Source organism: Ekhidna lutea (assembly GCF_900188325.1).
Taxonomy (GTDB): domain Bacteria; phylum Bacteroidota; class Bacteroidia; order Cytophagales; family Cyclobacteriaceae; genus Ekhidna; species Ekhidna lutea.
Genome location: NZ_FZPD01000003.1, coordinates 355,883 through 373,786 on the forward strand (window position 1 = coordinate 355,883; position 17,904 = coordinate 373,786).

At 39.9% G+C, this 17,904-nt stretch carries 15 protein-coding genes; 8 read left to right on the forward strand and 7 right to left on the reverse strand.

Features of this window, described 5'->3' with window-relative positions:
• Positions 1–4: 4 nt before the first annotated feature.
• Complete coding sequence (locus CHB71_RS09285; protein WP_089356634.1) at positions 5–691, reverse strand: response regulator transcription factor; 687 nt, start codon at positions 689–691, stop codon at positions 5–7.
• 328 nt (positions 692–1,019) lie between these two features.
• Here CHB71_RS09285 and CHB71_RS09290 point away from each other — a divergent pair, with 328 nt between their 5' ends.
• Positions 1,020–2,543: a S8 family peptidase gene (locus CHB71_RS09290; protein ID WP_089356635.1), complete on the forward strand. Its 1,524-nt coding sequence runs from the start codon at positions 1,020–1,022 to the stop codon at positions 2,541–2,543.
• 53 nt (positions 2,544–2,596) lie between these two features.
• Here the strand turns inward: CHB71_RS09290 and CHB71_RS09295 are convergent, their stop codons facing one another.
• Complete coding sequence (locus tag CHB71_RS09295; protein ID WP_089356636.1) at positions 2,597–3,613, reverse strand: aminopeptidase; 1,017 nt, start codon at positions 3,611–3,613, stop codon at positions 2,597–2,599.
• A gap of 72 nt (positions 3,614–3,685) precedes the next feature.
• Between CHB71_RS09295 and CHB71_RS09300 the strand changes: the two genes are divergently transcribed.
• Complete coding sequence (locus tag CHB71_RS09300) at positions 3,686–4,096, forward strand: hypothetical protein (RefSeq protein ID WP_089356637.1); 411 nt, start codon at positions 3,686–3,688, stop codon at positions 4,094–4,096.
• Here the strand turns inward: CHB71_RS09300 and CHB71_RS09305 are convergent.
• A complete protein-coding gene (locus tag CHB71_RS09305; protein WP_089356638.1) occupies positions 4,093–4,707 on the reverse strand; it encodes a SiaB family protein kinase in 615 nt (204 codons plus the stop codon). The genes CHB71_RS09300 and CHB71_RS09305 overlap by 4 nt on opposite strands.
• An 88-nt stretch (positions 4,708–4,795) precedes the next feature.
• A complete protein-coding gene (locus CHB71_RS09310) occupies positions 4,796–5,020 on the reverse strand; it encodes a hypothetical protein (RefSeq protein WP_089356639.1) in 225 nt (74 codons plus the stop codon).
• Between the two features lie 245 nt (positions 5,021–5,265).
• Here CHB71_RS09310 and recA point away from each other — a divergent pair, with 245 nt between their 5' ends.
• The 3 genes from recA to CHB71_RS09325 all read left to right on the forward strand — a co-directional run bounded on the left by recA (position 5,266) and on the right by CHB71_RS09325 (position 9,155).
• A complete protein-coding gene (recA, locus tag CHB71_RS09315; protein ID WP_089356640.1) occupies positions 5,266–6,261 on the forward strand; it encodes a recombinase RecA in 996 nt (331 codons plus the stop codon).
• A gap of 120 nt (positions 6,262–6,381) precedes the next feature.
• Positions 6,382–8,613 (forward strand): tetratricopeptide repeat protein, encoded by a 2,232-nt coding sequence (locus CHB71_RS09320; RefSeq protein WP_089356641.1) that lies wholly within the window; start codon positions 6,382–6,384, stop codon positions 8,611–8,613.
• Positions 8,614–8,687: 74 nt separating this feature from the next.
• Entirely contained in the window at positions 8,688–9,155 is a 468-nt protein-coding gene (locus CHB71_RS09325) for a hypothetical protein (protein ID WP_089356642.1), read from the forward strand.
• A 98-nt stretch (positions 9,156–9,253) separates the two neighbouring features.
• Here the strand turns inward: CHB71_RS09325 and CHB71_RS09330 are convergent, their stop codons facing one another.
• Positions 9,254–10,513, reverse strand: coding sequence for an ABC transporter permease (locus CHB71_RS09330; RefSeq protein WP_089356643.1), 1,260 nt, complete (start codon positions 10,511–10,513; stop codon positions 9,254–9,256).
• Between the two features lie 195 nt (positions 10,514–10,708).
• Here CHB71_RS09330 and queA point away from each other — a divergent pair, with 195 nt between their 5' ends.
• The gene (gene queA / locus CHB71_RS09335; protein ID WP_089356992.1) at positions 10,709–11,755 is read left to right on the forward strand and encodes a tRNA preQ1(34) S-adenosylmethionine ribosyltransferase-isomerase QueA; all 1,047 of its coding nucleotides are present in this window, start codon (positions 10,709–10,711) and stop codon (positions 11,753–11,755) included.
• Positions 11,756–11,759: 4 nt separating this feature from the next.
• Positions 11,760–12,401, forward strand: coding sequence for a 2-C-methyl-D-erythritol 4-phosphate cytidylyltransferase (locus CHB71_RS09340; RefSeq protein ID WP_089356644.1), 642 nt, complete (start codon positions 11,760–11,762; stop codon positions 12,399–12,401).
• Positions 12,402–12,455: 54 nt separating this feature from the next.
• Here the strand turns inward: CHB71_RS09340 and CHB71_RS09345 are convergent, their stop codons facing one another.
• Positions 12,456–13,637 (reverse strand): T9SS type A sorting domain-containing protein, encoded by a 1,182-nt coding sequence (locus CHB71_RS09345; RefSeq protein WP_089356645.1) that lies wholly within the window; start codon positions 13,635–13,637, stop codon positions 12,456–12,458.
• The gene (locus CHB71_RS09350; protein ID WP_089356646.1) at positions 13,634–16,951 is read right to left on the reverse strand and encodes a tail fiber domain-containing protein; all 3,318 of its coding nucleotides are present in this window, start codon (positions 16,949–16,951) and stop codon (positions 13,634–13,636) included. Before CHB71_RS09350 ends, CHB71_RS09345 begins: the two co-directional genes overlap by 4 nt.
• Before the next feature lie 134 nt (positions 16,952–17,085).
• Between CHB71_RS09350 and CHB71_RS09355 the strand changes: the two genes are divergently transcribed.
• Entirely contained in the window at positions 17,086–17,862 is a 777-nt protein-coding gene (locus CHB71_RS09355) for a response regulator transcription factor (protein ID WP_089356647.1), read from the forward strand.
• Positions 17,863–17,904: the final 42 nt, after the last annotated feature.

Consider the following 17,904-nt stretch of genomic DNA (forward strand, 5'->3'; position numbering starts at 1 on the left):
CTGTTTAGTTAGCGTCAAACTTATAGCCAACGCCTTTCACTGTCGTGATGTGATCATTGCCTATCTTTTCACGAACCTTTCTGATGTGTACATCGACTGTTCTGGCAAGCACGTATACATCCGTGCCCCAAATATTTTGGAGTAACTCATCTCTGCTATAAACCTTACCAGGATTCTGGGCCAGGAAGTATAATAGCTCAAACTCCTTTTTAGGAAGAGAAATTTTTTCGTCACCATTCTTTACGGTATAGCTGGTTCTGTCCACCACCAACTCCCCAATAGTAATGGTGCTTGATTCCTTTTTCTTCTTTGATTCTCTTCTGAATAGGGCGTTTATTCTACTGACGAGTGCACGCGGTTTAATGGGCTTGGTGATATAATCGTCTGCCCCCATATCAAATGCAGCTACTTCGGAGTATTCTTCAGATCGTGCAGTGAGAAAAATAACGAAGGTATTGGCCATTTCAGGGAGCTCACGAATTTGGCGGCATGTTTCTACACCATCCTGCTTTGGCATCATGATGTCTAATAGGATCAGGTCCGGAACAAAGCTTTTGGCTACTTCTACACCTTTAATACCATCATTAGCCGTTTTAACTTCATATCCTTCTTTACTCAGGTTGTACTTGAGCAATTCCAAGATATCAGTCTCATCGTCAACTACTAAAATTTTCTGATTGGTTTTTCCCATTTTTTGTGGAGATATTGTATGATAACGTATCCTTAAATTGTTCTTTACAATTTGTTAAAATTTTAAAGCTGTTTCATTAAATAATTCAGCTTTTCATTCATTTCATTCAACGTTATTCAAAATTAGTCAGAAATCAACTGTATGTTAAAAAGGTAACAATTTGGTAAAAAATAATTACCATCCTTTTTTAGTTCTGTTGTTCAATCGGGATGCGATATAAGATTAGGTGTTAATTGAATTTTTTAATTAAATTGGGATACAAAGTACTCGGCATGCATACTATTATATGCTATTGAGTACTGTTTATTTTAACCTTAACCTAATCGTAATGAAACACACAAAAATCAGCGTGGTGTTGCTTGCATTGCTATTGCTTGCATGTAACGAAGAAACCCCAATCTCTCCACCCATTATTCAACAGGAGCCTATTGCTAAAACAGTGATTGACGAAGCAATCATTTCGTCCCTACAGGATAATGATGAGTTTAACTGGAATGAGGCTTCTGATGAAATGATCTGGAGTGCCTTAATTCATGGTGATAACATTCTTACCATAGGATATCAGCCTGCTGGAGAAACTAACATCAATAGCAGAATCTCTGAAATTGACATCCGGCAAGAAGCATGGGTTACTACATCAGATGATATTATCACTGACGTTGTTCGTATTTTGGAGCGGGAAAATCAGGAGTTTAAAGAGGAAGACTTAAGCCTAAGGAAGCATGAAGTACTTCCCTTCATTGATGTTGAGGTCACCAGCCTTGAAGTTGTAAAATATCTCAGATCCCTACCAACCGTGAGATATGTAGAACCACTTGGATATGAAGTGGACTTTCCGACTGTGGAAGATGGACGTATTGAAAGCAGCAAAGGATGTAGCAATGATCCGAATTATGGCATTCCCTCGAATGACTATACAAACATTAGCCCGGGAGCCAAAGCCTCATGGCATTTGTACGCAAACAATGTTGTAAATGCATGGAATTCCAGTACTGGAAGTGGAATTGGAATAGGCCTAATTGACACAGGCATTTCGCCAAGCCAGGACAACCTTAATGGAAACTTCAATAGTGGCTATTCAAGTGGACGATATGTTCATAAATATGGATTTTATGTTAGCTCATGGTGGTGGTGGGCTAGCCCTGACGGTCCGGATGATGATTGTGGCCATGGTACTGCAATGGCCGGAGTGATGGCAGCACCTAGAAGTACAGATGGCTCATCTGTTGGTGTTGCATACAATGCGAACCTTGTAGCAGTAAGAGGTACCGGTGATGTTGTAATTAATGGTGGGAAAGAGAAAACGGGAGTAGCGGATGCACTTGTTTATTTAGGAAATAGAAGTGATGTGAAAATCATTAGTATGTCTATCGGAGATGTATTCTCTAATTCTAAAGTGGCGGATGCAGTGCGTTATGCTTATGGAAGGGGCAAATTGATTTTTGCTGCTGCAGGAACTTCTACCAGTTGGACCAATTGGTATGGGGTAATTTTCCCTGCATCTATGAGTGAAACGGTAGCGGTGACCGGCATAAAGGAAAGTGGCTATACAAGATGTGATGTCTGTCATTCAGGCAGCAAAGTTGATTTTACAGTGATAATGGAGCGTAGCGGAACAGAAAATCATCCGCTCTCACTGGCTATGAGCGGAAATCAACCGTCAACAGTAGGAGGGTCGTCAGTAGCTACCGCAACAGCTGCCGGTATTGCTGCTTTAGTTTGGTCAAAGAATCCAGCCCTAAGCAGGTCTCAGGTGCTTGACAAATTGAAACAAACTGCCGATCTGTATCCAAATAAGAGCTCATCATTCGGGTGGGGCACTTTGGATGCTGCAGCTGCAGTGAATCACTGAAAGTATTAATTCTCTTATATATAATCGTCGGGGCATTGCCTCGGCGATTTTTTTTATTCATGATATGCTTTCATGCCCTTTATGAAGCGTTTTAAATCATTCTCATAATTGTTGATTAACATTTCTTCAAGTGAATCTTTGGCGGAGTAATACCTGAGAAAAGACATAAAGTAAGCATTATTAGGTCGCGCTTCATCGAATGCCTTGTAGTAGCGGGGATTGTGAAAATGGAGTGTATCTATTGAGTTTACGATAAGATCAATAAGTATATGTTTTTGAATTGCTTTTACTGAATCTGATTCATTTTCCAGGGTTTGATATAAAGAATCGAGGATTTGCGCTGCGTCGAGCATCTGATTGCGGAATGTTCGACTATCATCTTCTGCCATGACATATTCAAAATATGATTCAGAATTTTTACCATATTTTTTATTCAGAAATTGAATGGCTCCTTTTTCACCAATAAAAGATGCGAGGTTTTCATTAAACTCGACATTATCCTTCACAAACAATGTGGAATGTGTTAGCTCATGAATGATCAATTCCACCAGCGAGCCTTCTGGTCGTTCCAGCATATTTGAAAGAATCGGATCCTTGGTCCAGCCCAATGTTGACCACCCACCCACAGGCCGAATGCGCGTATCATATCCTTTCGTTTTTAATTCGTTCATTTCTGACTTTGCATTTTCCAGGTCAAAAAAGCCTTTATAGGGAAATGAACCGAGTAAAGGGAAACTCCACATTTTTGGCTCTAAAGCGTATGCTTTGGATGCAGATAAATTCCAAAGTAAAACCTCACCCTTTTGGTTGTAATAAGTGGTGTAGTTTGCAGACTTCTTTAAGCCCAGCTCTCCAAATGCAAAAGTGCGAACGTCATTCACTATCTGAATTTTAATCTTGATGCTATCGGCAGCCATAGAGTCAGCAAGCACTTGTTCTATAGGTACCGTATTTAATGTAATGCGTAATTGACCTTTTGCCTGCTTGAAGCCATAAGCAATCAACTCCCAATAAATTATTAGCAGTACTATCATCAGCATCAAAATGCCCCCACTCACTTTTTTTATCATGCCACAACTTTATTTATTGTTTATCGTAAGATACCTTGCAATACACAGTAATAGAAATAACCTTTTTCACTCATGGATTTAAAAGATCACGACAACAACCTGCGCATTATTGGTAAGATATTCATTGTAATTGGGCTCATTCTGGTGCCAATATCTATATCTACTTTCTTTTTTGTGGATATGATAAGTCATAGTGATTTCTGGCACGAAATCAGACACTTCGAAGTGATGTTTATGGAGATACATCCGCCGCAGAATCTGCTTTACATGCTTCCAATCCTGCAAACACTTTCACTTCTTGTGTTCATTGTTTCAGGTTACGGTTTAGCGACTAAGCAAGATTGGGGCAAAAAGTTTGCGATAGTTCCTGCTGTATTATTGCTTTTTAAATTTCCGATAGGCACAGCTCTTGGTGGCTATATGATCTATGCTATTCATTATGTACCGAAAGAGGAGGTGAGTAATGGTAATGAGCCAGCTTAACTGTCCGTATCCTTAGCCACACGCATCGTTAGAATAAAGAAGCAGGAGGTTTCACTGTCAGGTTCGAAATAATACTCAAATCGTGTTCCTGTCTTTTTTGCCATGTCAATGAAGCCTAGACCGGCTCCTCCGGTTTCACCAAATTCGGAGTTTGTCATCGCATCTCGATAAAGCTGTTTTACACCATCTGCATCGAGGGAATTAATATTGTCTAGAATTTCTCTTAGCGAGACAGCACTTTTAAGATCTATATTATTTCCGGTGGTTATGAAATACTCGGTTTCATTATGGCCGATAAGGAAGATGCCTTTTTTTACCAGTCCGTGTTCCAGCGAGTTGGATTCTTCATCTGACTGACTGTCTGCATGTTTGCATATATTCTGGAGTGACTCCATCATGACGTGATAGACTCGCTTAGTCACCTTTCTGTTTTCATTGCGAACACTCAGGTCTTCAGAAATCATATCAGTTACACCTTCTATCGTGGCTTGTGTCACATTGCCCAAGTAGACCACATTCACATTACCTTCAGTCATCATCTTCTTAAAGCTGATGATGGTTTTAAGATGTTTTAATTGATTATAAACCTGTTCGTATCCAGTATTGTCCATATAGGTTAGTTTGCTGGAAGGACAAGATAATGAAGGATTAATTGAGTTTATATAAACCAGTCCTGTTTCTCGAACTCAATCTTTGCGATTAGGCACTTATTTGGGCCGGACTAAACTCCATGGTTTCAAGACTTTTGGAAGTGGCCCATTTCTTAAGGGAATCCAGTTGATCTTCATAAATCATAACTTTATGATCAAAGGAAGATCGGGTGTGTTGAATGTCCGTTTCAATGAAGTCGATCAGTGATGTTCTGGACGGAAATGAGACTGAGTACATCAGCCCTTCATTTTTGATGAGTAAAGCGTTTGTCATACATCTGGCGGTTTATATGTTTAAATAAACTCAAAAAAAGCATGCAAGTTTAGACCGTTCGATGGATGGCATGAATTTTTAGATAATCAGTGTAAGCGCGTACAAACGGATAGGTATAATGACTAGTTTTATGCCTTTTTAAAAAGTATTTATTTTTCCTAATATTTTTAGCAAAATTAATTTTTCTTCAGAACGAAAAGACTATTTTTGTCTGATTTCTAAAAAACAAAAAGAACGATACCTCTATGGCTGACGCATCAGAAAAACAGAAAGCTCTCCAGATTACAATCGAAAAGCTGGAGAAGACCTATGGTAAAGGAACTGTCATGAAACTCAGTGATGAAAAAGTGATGGATGTGCCTACCATTTCAACCGGTTCTTTAAGTCTGGATATGGCGCTGGGAGTAGGTGGTATTCCCAGGGGTAGAATCATTGAGGTGTATGGTCCGGAATCTTCTGGTAAAACCACACTTGCCATGCATTGCATTGCGGAGGCTCAAAAAGCAGGAGGTATGGCGGCAATCATCGATGCGGAGCATGCTTTTGATAAGAGCTATGCGGAAAATCTGGGCATTGATACAGAGAATCTATTGATCTCTCAGCCTGATAACGGAGAGCAGGCCTTGGAAATAGCTGAACACTTAATCCGTTCAGGGGCACTGGATATTATCGTAATTGATTCGGTTGCTGCGCTAGTACCACGTGGTGAACTGGAAGGAGAGATGGGGGATAGTAAAATGGGGCTACAGGCACGATTGATGTCTCAGGCCTTAAGAAAGCTGACTGGTACTATTAATAAGACTGGCTGCTCATGTATTTTCATTAACCAGCTTCGAGAGAAGATCGGGGTGATGTTTGGCAATCCGGAAACAACCACCGGAGGAAATGCATTGAAATTCTACGCATCGGTGCGACTGGATATTCGAAGGATCGGTCAGATCAAGGAGTCAGCTGATAATGTGCTGGGTAACCGCACAAGAGTGAAGGTGGTAAAGAACAAAGTGGCCCCTCCATTCAAAATGGTGGAATTTGACATTATGTATGGAAAGGGAATCAGCAAGAGTGGTGAGATCATCGATATTGGTGTAGAGCTTGATGTAGTTCAGAAGTCCGGTTCATGGTTCTCCTATGACGGAAATAAGCTCGGACAGGGAAGAGATGCTGTAAAAGCATTGATTGAAGACAACCCGGAGCTGATGGAGGATATTGAGAAAAAGATCAAGGAGAAACTGAACGGATAAGAACTAATCCTTAATCGTAAAATGAAAGGTGAGCTGGGAGGCTCACCTTTTTTGTTTGCATCAAAAATTCTAGTTGAAAACAGAATTATATAAGTTCGAGCTTTTAATTTTTTATTGGCTATGAGACAAATCAGCATCATTTCTTTACTTCTTGTATCCTCTTTAGGATTTAATCATTGTATATTCTCACAGAGCTTAAAAGCTAAGGATGTAGAAGGTTTATGGTATGGAAACTATTACTTGACAACCGGCACCAATTATGAGTTAATAGTCGAAATCAAAGCCTTAAGAAAATCTCAAGTAGAGGTTCAGCTGTACTATCCGTCATACTTCAATTCAAAGTACAAAGCTATTGGAGTAATTAATCAGGATAGTGTTTTGATTGGCTCGACATCAGTTACACAAGGAGTTGGTAATTTTTTAGTTGACTATGATGACCAAATGCTTTTAGCCTTTGATGGAAGTACCTTAAAAGGAACATATCTTGTTAATGGTGAAATTTTTGCAGATGTCAGTTTAGAAAATGAGTCAGTTATTGATGAAAATCAGCGGAGTGTTTATAGAAATTTGATTAATGAATCAAATCAAAAATTCGGACAAAGTTTAGTTGGAAATGAATTGCGTTTGGATATCGATTCATTATCTCAAGTGGCCATTGAAAATGTCGCATCCTTCAACAATTTGAACGTCTCTACAATGTTGATTGAAGGTAATGTTACAGCGGGTGGTATAGAATTTCCTGCGCGAATGGAGTTCCATATGCCTGAGTCGATGTATATAGAATTGGATTTCCAAGGTCAGAAATTCTTAAAAGTATCAAATGAAGTAATCAACTGGGAGTATGATCCTTTCAATGATGAGTTAACTATTGATTCTTTGTCAGAGGAAACTGATAACAACAAAGCTGATAATAGCTATGATAATTTTATTGGCACACTCGCTAGTTCAATAGAAGGCGGGTTCAAAATTTCAAATGTTCAAAAATCCTTCCTAAACAAAATGGAAGCATATCGATTGACACTTGAAAAAGATAATGAAAAAAGATACTTTTCAATTGATCCTAAAACTGCAAACCTGTTAAGACAGGAAGTTGCCGGCAAGGTTAATTCTTACGGCAATTATCAGACTTTCGAGGGAATTCCAATACCTACTTCAACCACTGAATTTCAATCAAACGGTCAAGTGTTGGAGTTTACCTTTGACAATTTCCAATTTAATATCAGCTTAGACACCAATAAGTTGAAAATCCCTGAACACCTAAAGGGTAAAATAAAGCCAACCAATAATCCTAATGCATATACTGATAAGGCAGGAGTGTATTTTAATGAAGGTGAATATGAGGAAGCAAAGAAGTATTACGAGCTCGCAATAAAGAGCCAAGGAGAAGCAGGCTGGATATACCATAGAATTGGCAAATGCTCGCACAGATTAGGTTCTTACTACGAGGCAATAGGGTTTTATCAGAAAGCAATTTCAATTGATCCAGAAGATGCTGTTTACTATAATGACATGGGTCTTTCCAAATACGACTTGGGAGATTATAAAAATGCTTTAATTGATTTTGAAAAAGCGCTATCAATAGATAGTAATATGGCAGTAACACATTCGAATAAGGCTAACTCTTATTATTTCCTAAATGAAAAAGAAAAAGCCTTTGAAAGTTTTTCAAAGGCAATAGAACTTGATAGTTCTAATGCTAATTTTTACGCAAATCACGGAATAGTCGGTGTTGAAGTTGGTATCTATTCGGAAGCTAGAAATAGTTTGAAATCTGCGATTAATTTGAGTTACGATAATTCAGCTAAGATGTACAACTGGATTGGAATTTCATTTTATAGAGAAGAAGTGTATGACTCAGCTGTCATGTATTTTACTGAAGCCATTAATATTAATGATACTCAATATAATTATGTGAAAAACTTGGCGATGGCATATTATGAACTGGACAAAATGGATAAAGCTCAACTTTACTTTGAGGATGCACTTGAATTAAACAATGAAGATGATGACCTGCTTAATTATTTGGGATTAACCTTTTACAATATGGGAGATTATGATGGAGCAAATTATTATTTTAATAAAGCGATTACAATAAATAGTAAGAATGCTACATATTATGATAATCGGGCTTATACATACGAACAACTTGGGTCATACACTAAAGCTATTGAGGACTTGACAACAAGTATTCAACTCTATCCGGATGATGCAGAGGTCTTTTATAGAAGAGGTCTAATTTATAAGCTTCAGCATAACAACTTCAATGCTTGTCAAGATTTTAAGAAGGCAGCCGAAATGGAGCATGAAGAAGCAGAAGAGGCATTTAAAAATTGTAAGATATCTGATGGATAAAATCTTTAAATTCTGTTAAAGAAGGTGTACGGAAAAGCAGGTTTTTTATTTAATTCGTTCAAAACACTAAAATCATGCACGTTCGTTTTGAGGATCATTATTTCTCAGCAGGTCTTCGCTACACATTTCTGATCATACTAAGTCCACCAATAGTTTATGTAACATTTTGGCATCAGTTTTATATTCTAGCCGGGATACTTTCAATAGTGGTTTTTGGCCTATTAACTACAAAATATGTCACGACGATAGACAAAAAAAATAATAAGATTCATGACCAATTTCATGTCTTTTTCATTCGTACTGGTAGGACTATTGGCTATAGGCAATTACAATATATTCAAATAAGTAAAGAGCGACATACGTATAATGCAAACCAAAGGTCCAGGGATCGTACAGCAGATTTCGCATTGTATACGGGCACTTTAATGTACGATGAAAATGAATCCTTAGAGATAACCACTAAATCTGAATTTTCTTGGTTTGGTAGTGAGATGAACCGTTTAGCTGAGGAGCTACAAATTCCGATTCAAAGAAACTATTAGCTATCACTCTACCGAAAAATCTTTAGAATCTGAGTCAGGTAAGTTCCGAATTTTTGGTAATTCTAATTGCTAGTCAACCAATTGACTACTACCAATCACTACCCAGTAGTCCTAATCGCAATCACTGGATCTAATCTTGCGGCCATCAATGCAGGCACAATTCCGGAGATTACTCCAATAATTCCTGCGACTCCTAAACCGAGAACCACATTGCCGAAGGTTAGCACCAGGTCAAGCGTGCCCAGACTTAAAAGTGAGAGCAGCCACACAAGTAGTAATCCTACACCACCACCTATCAGGCTAAGGAATATAGCTTCGAAAAGGAATTGAAAGAGGATAAAAAAGTTCTTTGCACCAAGTGACTTTTGAATGCCAATGATATTGGTACGTTCCCGAACTGAGACAAACATGATGTTGGCAATGCCGAACCCACCAACTAAAATGGAGAATCCTCCAATCGCCCAACCCGCAATACCAATCACATCGAAGGTGGACCCTATTATATTCATGATTGCATCTTGCCTGTTGACAGAAAAGTCATTTTTTTCTTTGGGTTTTAAGCCTCTTTTTGTCCTAAGGAGGCCCGTAATTTCTGCTTCCAGCTCAACCAATCCAAAATCTTCAGGAGAGCCTTTTACACTTACCAGCGTTTCTACGCCACGGTTTCTGCCTGAATAATATATTTTCTTGAATGACTGGTAGGGGATGAAGATACTTTCATCATTTCCGGTATCGCCAAAAATTCCTTCACCTTCCTCTTCCATGACAGCAATGACAATGTATTTAAGCCCTTTGATTTTTAATTCTTTCCCAATCGCATCACCTCTCGGAAAAAGTTTCTCAGCAATCAGATGACCAATCATGGCGACATTTTTAGCCGTATAAGACTCTGCAGCAGTAAAATATCTGCCCTCAGCCACATCGCTCGCTACATCATAGACATCCTGATGTGTATGGGCAATGCCGAAAAGCGAAACATCCGTGTAGCTGCTACTCTCATATTTGACAGTCTCCCCACCAGTCACCGCGAAAATGGTAATGCCCTCAGCGTTTTTAAGGTTCTTTTTTAGAAACTCGTACTCCTCGTAGTTGGTGTATGGACGCTTTATATATTCCCACCATGGAATATCCGGGCCAAACTCATAAGGAAAGCGACGGATGTCCAGGTTGTTTGCATCCAGGAAACTCAAACTGTCTTTAATACTTCGTTCTAATGAGTCTACCAGCGTAAACACAGCAATAATGGCAAATATTCCGATGGTCACACCAAGTAGTGAAAGGGTGGTCCTCAGAAGATTCTGTTTCAATGCCCCCCAGGCGAATCGGAAACTTTCAATTATTAGCTTAAATATTTTCACTGGATTGTCTTAAAAAATCAAATTTAGCGAAATTGGAATGCTGTTTTTCAAATAAATAGCGATCGGTCAATGATGATTTCGAGCGGTCGATACGATAAGTTGACGAGTTTAAGCTTGGATACGTTACAAACATGAAACATATTTGCTAATTTTGCGCTCTTTTGATCATTAAAATAGATCCTTTTTCCTATGGGAATGAAATTATCCGAATTTAAATTCGACCTGCCATCAAGCCTTATCGCCCTGCACCCAACTGACAACCGTGACGATTCTCGTCTCATGGTTGTACACAAAGATACTGGAGAGATCGAACACAAAGTTTTTAAAGATGTGGTTGACTACTTCGGTGAAGACGATGTTTTTGTATTGAACGACACAAAAGTATTTCCTGCACGCTTGTACGGAAATAAGGAAAAAACGGGTGCTAAAATTGAAGTTTTTCTACTTCGGGAGCTGAATACCGAAATGAAACTGTGGGATGTACTTGTTGATCCGGCTAGAAAAATACGGGTTGGGAATAAACTTTACTTTGGTGATGGTGAGCTGGTAGCTGAGGTTATTGACAACACCACAAGTAGAGGAAGGACCATTAGATTCCTGTTTGATGGAGATCAGGAGCAATTCTATAAAATGATTGATGCATTGGGAGAAACCCCTTTGCCAAAAGAAATTAAGCGCTCAGCAGAGCCTGAAGATCGTGATCGTTTTCAGACGATATATGCGAAAAATATTGGTGCTGTAGCTGCCCCTACAGCTGGACTGCACTTCACACCTCAGCTTATGAAAAGGCTTGAGCTGATTGGTATAGACATAGCTCCAATCACCCTTCACGTTGGGTTAGGCACTTTCCGTCCAGTGGATGTGGAGGATCTGACCAAACACAAGATGGACTCAGAAAATTACTGGGTGGAAAAACCAACAGCTGACAGAGTGAATAGAGCATTGGCTGAAAAGTCAAAAATCTGCGCAGTAGGTACTACCGCTATGAAAACGTTAGAATCTTCCGTTTCAGCGAATGGACTTCTTAAAGACAATTCCGGATGGACCGATAAGTTCATTTTCCCTCCATATGAGTTTAAAATTTGTGATGCCTTAATCACTAACTTCCACTTGCCTGAGTCTACGCTATTGATGATGGCGTCAGCTTTTGGAGGATATGATCTTATTCAGGAGGCTTACCAGACGGCAATTAAAGAGAAGTATCGATTCTTCAGCTATGGAGATGCGATGCTAATTATCTAGGAACTTGAAGAAATATGCCATCATAGTAGCTGGCGGAACAGGCACGCGTATGAAAAGTACCGTGCCAAAACAGTTCCTGCTGGTTGATGATGTGCCTATTATTGTTCATACAATCCGAAAATTCCAGTCTAGCAATAAAGAAATTGAGATCATTGTGGTTCTTCCTGAAGCACATATTAAAAGATGGGAGGCCATTCAGTTTCAGTTTTTTCCTGACCAGAATATTCAGACAGCCATCGGTGGTATCACCCGATCTGCTTCGGTGCTTTCGGGATTAACACTGATTCAAGAGGATGGACTGGTGGCTATCCATGATGCTGTTCGTCCGTTTGTTCACCCAGATATAATTAACGCTTCCTTTAAAGCAGCAGATGAAAGTGGATCAGGGGTTGCAGCAGTAGATTTGAAAGATTCAATTCGTGAACTGGAAGGAGCAAAATCAATAGCAAGAGACCGGTCCAATTATGTTTTGGTACAGACTCCACAAACCTTTCGGGTATCTGCAATAAAGGCAGCCTACAAAAAGGCAGGGGCCGGGTTATTTACAGACGATGCTAGCGTATATGAAGCGGCAGGGAATCATGTAAGTCTTGTAGCGGGTTCATACGATAACATTAAGATTACGACACCAGAAGATTTGAAATAAAAAAATCCGCCCTTTCTGGGACGGATTTTTATATCTACTTGTGATTTAGAATAATCACTTTTTAATTACTCTGAAAGTCAGCGCATTCTTGCCATTTTCCATATCAAAAAACTTCAACAAGTATGTGCCTGCAGGATAATCTTCAAGGTTAAGTTTGAGCTTGCCATTTTTGCCTTTCTTAAGCATTTGTGCTTGAAGAACTTTTCCATTTAGGTCGATAAGCTGCATGCTCATTTCATTTGACAATATTTTGTCATAATCGACATGAAGTGTGCCAACGGATGGATTTGGATAGATACTAAAATCAGTGAAAAACTCGCTGGTAATCCCTAATACTAGCTCTACTTTAATTCCTTCTTCTGTTACAAATGCAGCAAGTACGAATTCATTATCAGCAACTCCTGCTTCACCAATATCAAACTGCACAAAGGAAGATTCATCAAGTGGAATTCCCGGATATTCTACAAAGAACCGATAGGTTCCCTGTGGCAGAAATCCATATTCGAACTCACCATTGTTATTGGTTTCTCCGTATGCGATCAGTTCGAATTCATCATTATCCTGACCCACTCTTCCTCCCGACCTCTTTCTCCTAAGTCCGCACTTTCTTTTTGCAGCTCTTCGTCTACCATCAATTCGACTGTTTTCCGCTTCAAAATCTTCCTCAATCGTACCCTTAACAAGACCGTCACCGGTATTTTCATTTCGAGGAGGAGGAGCCACTTCGATCCGTATTTGTGCTGTAGTATCGCTTGTTAGTACCAAAGTGTCTGCCTCATCCCATAAAAAAGCATCGCCATAGTAAGTGGCTACATATTTTTCAGGGTCAGAGTCTACTACAGTTAAATAATCGCCATGGAAAACCGATGCAAATGAGAACGCGCCACCATTATTATCATTCACCACATCCAGGGTGTCATAATTTCCAGAGGGCTTTATTCTAAGTAGATATCCATCCACCAGCTCGGTTATCGTATTACTTCCATTAGTTATGTTAACCGATGGTACCGCTGTTTCAAGGTTTGCTGCGGGTAGTCCAATGAAAATACGCAGGTTGTCACCTTTTGGTATTTGCCCGATTTCTCCGGAAGAGACTTCTGTGGAATAATTACTTCCTTCAGAAACTCCGCCTACAACATTGGTTGTGTATCCCTGCAATGAAAGCTGACTCGTCGCTTCATGGCAAAAAACAAACACAGCCAATGGGATCAAAGATATTTTAATCCAATTTTTCATTTGCTTGCAGCTTTGCTGTTACCTAACATCTTCATCAATTGATCCATTTCGGATCGTAATTGTTTTACTTCCTCAAGTGAAGCTTTCAAGTTGTTGTTTTCATTTTCTAATGAGGCAACTTTAGCATTCAATTCCTTGATTGCCTCAATTAACACGGCAGTCATCTGTGCATAATTCACAGCTTTCATGCCTTCGTCATTTGTATGCACGAACTCCGGATAAATCTCTTCAACCTCCTGAGCGATCACTCCAATTTGATTTCTCTGAGACATATTTTCGTCTTTCCATTGGTATGAAACACCACGCATTTTAAGCGTTTTTTCCAATGGATTTTCTAAATCGGCGATATTCTTTTTAAGTCTCCGGTCTGAAGTCTGCACCATACCATCTGATGAGGTTAGCGTGTTTCCGGAAACATCTCCCGATGCAGAAATATTGCCATTCTGGCCATCCATACTTATTGAAGTAATAGCCAGGCTATCTCTAAGCTCCACAAGAGATCCGCCACTTGGTCCGTTAAATGAGGTCATAAATATGGTTTCATTCACCACACCTCCATTAGCTGTATTGTAGACGGATATCCTACCTGATGTTTCACCAGCCTGATCATCTGCGACAATCTCAATGTTCGAGCTAAAGTCTCCGGAACCATTATCATTTTGACCGAATACCTGAACAATACCTAATTCGCTATTGTCCCACCATTGGCCTGAGACATAGACATTCCGTGTGGTTGGTCCATTCACCATCACAAGCCCACTCTTACCGGAAGGGTCTCCACCTGCTTCATCACGATTCGAGCCAATTGCAGCTAAAAACGTTCCTTCATTGTCATAGAAGTCAGATCCACCTCTACGGTATCCAGCTGAAAACGGATTGCCGAAGACATCATTGGTGGTTGTGTAATTATTGATCAAAATCGAGTTGCCATCTGCTGTTGGATTCATTCCGTAAACATTGGCAAATGCATTTTCGCCATTTGAGGTTGTCCCTGCAAAAAATGTGGCGCGATTATACGAATTTGTAGCATCAGGACTGCTGAGCTGAATAGTTCCCCCCTCAGTACCACCTTGTAGATATACACCTTCATTACCGGCTGCATTAAACGCTTTAATAAAGGTAGTCTCGATTGAGTCCGGGGCAATATTACCTCCTGATGAAGGTGCTAAGGGCTGACCTTGAATAAGTATTTGCTGGGCATCTATCGTTCCTGAGTTACCATCAAGGCTTATTTGTTGCGTTCCTGAAGCGTCATTGATTCTTAAAACTCCTTCATTTCCACCAAAGAATAGCGTTCCAAAATCTGCACTATTTTGAATGGAAATTCCGCCTCCATCGCCACCATCATGGAAAAGATTTGCGGCTGATGATCCATCCGTTCTGCTGATAGAAATGGTGTTGCTTGCTGAGAGATAACCATTACCACCATCTGCAACTACCCGAATGGTGCCTAATGAATCAAGAAATTCAAGACCACCGCCTCCATTTTCGGCGTAATTACCTGAAACATAAGCAGTCAGATTACTGGATCCAGCAGCGTTATTGTTAAGACTTATATCCCCATATTCATTTATTCCATCACCGGTTCTTCTGGTCGCAATTTGTGCTGAATTATACCACCAACCCCCTCCATCACCTACACTGCCGTATAGATTGATAGAAGATAAATCATGGTCTTCATATCCTTCTGATCCTATTTGAACATTTATGCTTTCGTCCCCCCAAAGTTCCAGTATCCCATTGGTGCCCGTTGGATCTGAACCTCCATCATCTTGAGCTATTGTCAGAACTGCCTGACCACCTCCGTTGCTACGGTTTATTTCAAGTCGTGCAGTTTCCTCTGCTGAATTACCAAGTGGTGTTACCCTGAATCGACCTAAGCCGAAATTTTCCTGTGCGGAACCCTCAATGTAATATTCTGGTAGATTTCCATCAGCGAAGGAGCCTATGAGTGCTGCTCCTGAAAATGTTTCTGTGTCGTCATAGGAAACCAATTGGGCAAACCCATCATTATTGTAACCACCAAACCAGCCGACATTGGCGTGTGATTCATTATAGGTAAACAAGTTACCTCTACCATTATTTGAAACCCGTAACTGAGCTCCTATGTTTCTTAAAGAATCGTAAAGACCCAGAAAGCCAGCATAGCCTCCTGATGCTGATCCAAGAATGACTTTGGTTGAATCATTGGCGCCATACAGAACGAGGCTTCCTGCATTGTTTGGATCGAAAAAGTTTAGGTCTGCTTTGGTTTCACCTGAATTTCCTACAACAATGACGCTTTTAGATCGAAGTGAGTCCGGTTGAAGTATGCCACCTCCGGAACCCTCTATTGGAGCTCCATCAATGAGTATCTGTTGTGCATTGATCGTACCCGTAGAGCCATCGAGCGAGATGGTTTCGACTTCTCCTACATCCCTTAATGAGATATTTCCGCCTGTTGAAACCCCATCACCACTATTAAGATTTAACGTGAATTGAGGTCCGCCCCCATCCTGAGAAGCATTTAAATTTATATTACTGATTGTGGATGTTCCTACATGCTCAGAGAAGATATTATGTGTAGTGTTCCCATAATAATTGTATAGATCTAAACCACCTCGACGATACCCATCAGGAAGCTGACTCCCGTCAATGAATATATCTGAGGCATAAAGGTCAGCCATTATCTGTGGACCGTCATCATTAGCATTACCACCAAATAAGGAAAGAAAGCTATTTTGTCTGGCTTGGGCGATGGTACCTGCAACAACTGCACTTTTCAAAGTACCATCTGCATTTTCTCTTCCATTCAATTGAATGTATCCACCAGTGCCTGTTCCACGATCCGTTGTGATAAATGCACCGGTTCTATCCAGAGAGTCTTTAAAAACAATCGCACCATCATAGCCATTGTTATCCGCAAAAACATTGACTTTAGGATTATCATTAATACCTAACACTTGCACTGAGTTGCTACTGACAGTATCAATCTGAACTGGTCCATCAGCATAAGGAATAAATGAAGAATATAATGTGACAGGGCTGAGCGCCTCACCATTCACAGAAATATTCATTTGAACTTCAGGACTTTCTTGGAAAAGAGTGTCTGGTAAAGGCGTGCTTTCACCAAGTACTACGGAATAATACCCATCCTGCACATTTACATCAGCAATTGTTTCAGACCAGGTAGGTGAAGCTATACTAAACTCAAAGGTAGCTAAGCCAGAGTATGGTTTCCCATTGTCAACTAGTCTACCCTGAAAAGGTAATTTTTGAGCTAATAGCGTGCCTCCAATAGCCAGGCACAGCAGAAGTGAGAAAAGTTTCTTCATGTCAATTTGTGGTTGAAGTTTTTAAACAAAAATTAAAACCTGAACTTAGGTCTTAACTAGATGTAGTTCAATACCTCTTTCGGGGTATTTTTATCATTTGATAATTATTATATTGAGCAAAATCTGAGAGGCTTATGAGAGAAAAAATAGTTGAAAACTACAGTGACATCTTTTCCACTTTTCAGGAGTTCAAAGGGGAATCGCTGGAGAAACACGTAGAAAAGTTAAAACAAGTTGATCAACTCATTCCTCACAGTGCTACATTCTTTTGTATTACCAATACAAGTGATCAATCTTTTGAATATGTGAGCAAAAACTTTCACCCTACGATGAAGCTACCGATCGACGAGATGTGTACTCGTGGTATGGAATTTTGGTGGGGAAGGATGCATCCGGAAGAAATGGAAACATGGCTCCAGTCACTAAAAGACCTGATGATTTTTACCATGAGCAATATTGCGCTGGAGGATAGGCGTAGAATGACTTATACCTGGAATTACCGAGTAAAAGACGGGGAGGGGATTTATAAAAACATCATTCAGCACACTACACCTATGTTTTTTGATGATGAGGGTAAACCCATAATAGGGCTAGCTCACTACTCCGTTTTAGAAGCACATGAAATATTACCAATTCAGGCTACAGCCAAAATCCTTAATGCCAACGATGAATATGAAACGCTTTTTTACCAAATGTATGGAGATCAAAAGTTGTTAGTTGATGATATCTCCCATAGGGAACGGGATGTGTTGAGGTTGTTGTCATTTGGTTTTAGCAACGATGACATTTCGGATAAGCTAAATATTAGTGCCCACACTGTGAAAACGCACCGTAAAAATGTGATGACTAAGACAGGTTGTAAAAACACCACTCAATTGGTGGCTATGTGTATCAGGCAAGGTATTATATAAAAAAGCCCCAGCAAAGTGGGGCTTCTATAACATCAATGTCTT

Excerpts from the sequence above, each read along its gene's own strand:
- CHB71_RS09285 (WP_089356634.1), bottom strand. The coding sequence starts at position 691 with ATGGGAAAAACCAATCAGAAAATTTTAGTAGTTGACGATGAGACTGAT.
- CHB71_RS09290 (WP_089356635.1), top strand. The coding sequence starts at position 1,020 with ATGAAACACACAAAAATCAGCGTGGTGTTGCTTGCATTGCTATTGCTT.
- CHB71_RS09295 (WP_089356636.1), bottom strand. The coding sequence starts at position 3,613 with ATGATAAAAAAAGTGAGTGGGGGCATTTTGATGCTGATGATAGTACTG.
- CHB71_RS09300 (WP_089356637.1), top strand. The coding sequence starts at position 3,686 with ATGGATTTAAAAGATCACGACAACAACCTGCGCATTATTGGTAAGATA.
- CHB71_RS09305 (WP_089356638.1), bottom strand. The coding sequence starts at position 4,707 with ATGGACAATACTGGATACGAACAGGTTTATAATCAATTAAAACATCTT.
- CHB71_RS09310 (WP_089356639.1), bottom strand. The coding sequence starts at position 5,020 with ATGACAAACGCTTTACTCATCAAAAATGAAGGGCTGATGTACTCAGTC.
- recA (WP_089356640.1), top strand. The coding sequence starts at position 5,266 with ATGGCTGACGCATCAGAAAAACAGAAAGCTCTCCAGATTACAATCGAA.
- CHB71_RS09320 (WP_089356641.1), top strand. The coding sequence starts at position 6,382 with ATGAGACAAATCAGCATCATTTCTTTACTTCTTGTATCCTCTTTAGGA.
- CHB71_RS09325 (WP_089356642.1), top strand. The coding sequence starts at position 8,688 with ATGCACGTTCGTTTTGAGGATCATTATTTCTCAGCAGGTCTTCGCTAC.
- queA (WP_089356992.1), top strand. The coding sequence starts at position 10,709 with ATGAAATTATCCGAATTTAAATTCGACCTGCCATCAAGCCTTATCGCC.
- CHB71_RS09345 (WP_089356645.1), bottom strand. The coding sequence starts at position 13,637 with ATGAAAAATTGGATTAAAATATCTTTGATCCCATTGGCTGTGTTTGTT.
- CHB71_RS09350 (WP_089356646.1), bottom strand. The coding sequence starts at position 16,951 with ATGAAGAAACTTTTCTCACTTCTGCTGTGCCTGGCTATTGGAGGCACG.
- CHB71_RS09355 (WP_089356647.1), top strand. The coding sequence starts at position 17,086 with ATGAGAGAAAAAATAGTTGAAAACTACAGTGACATCTTTTCCACTTTT.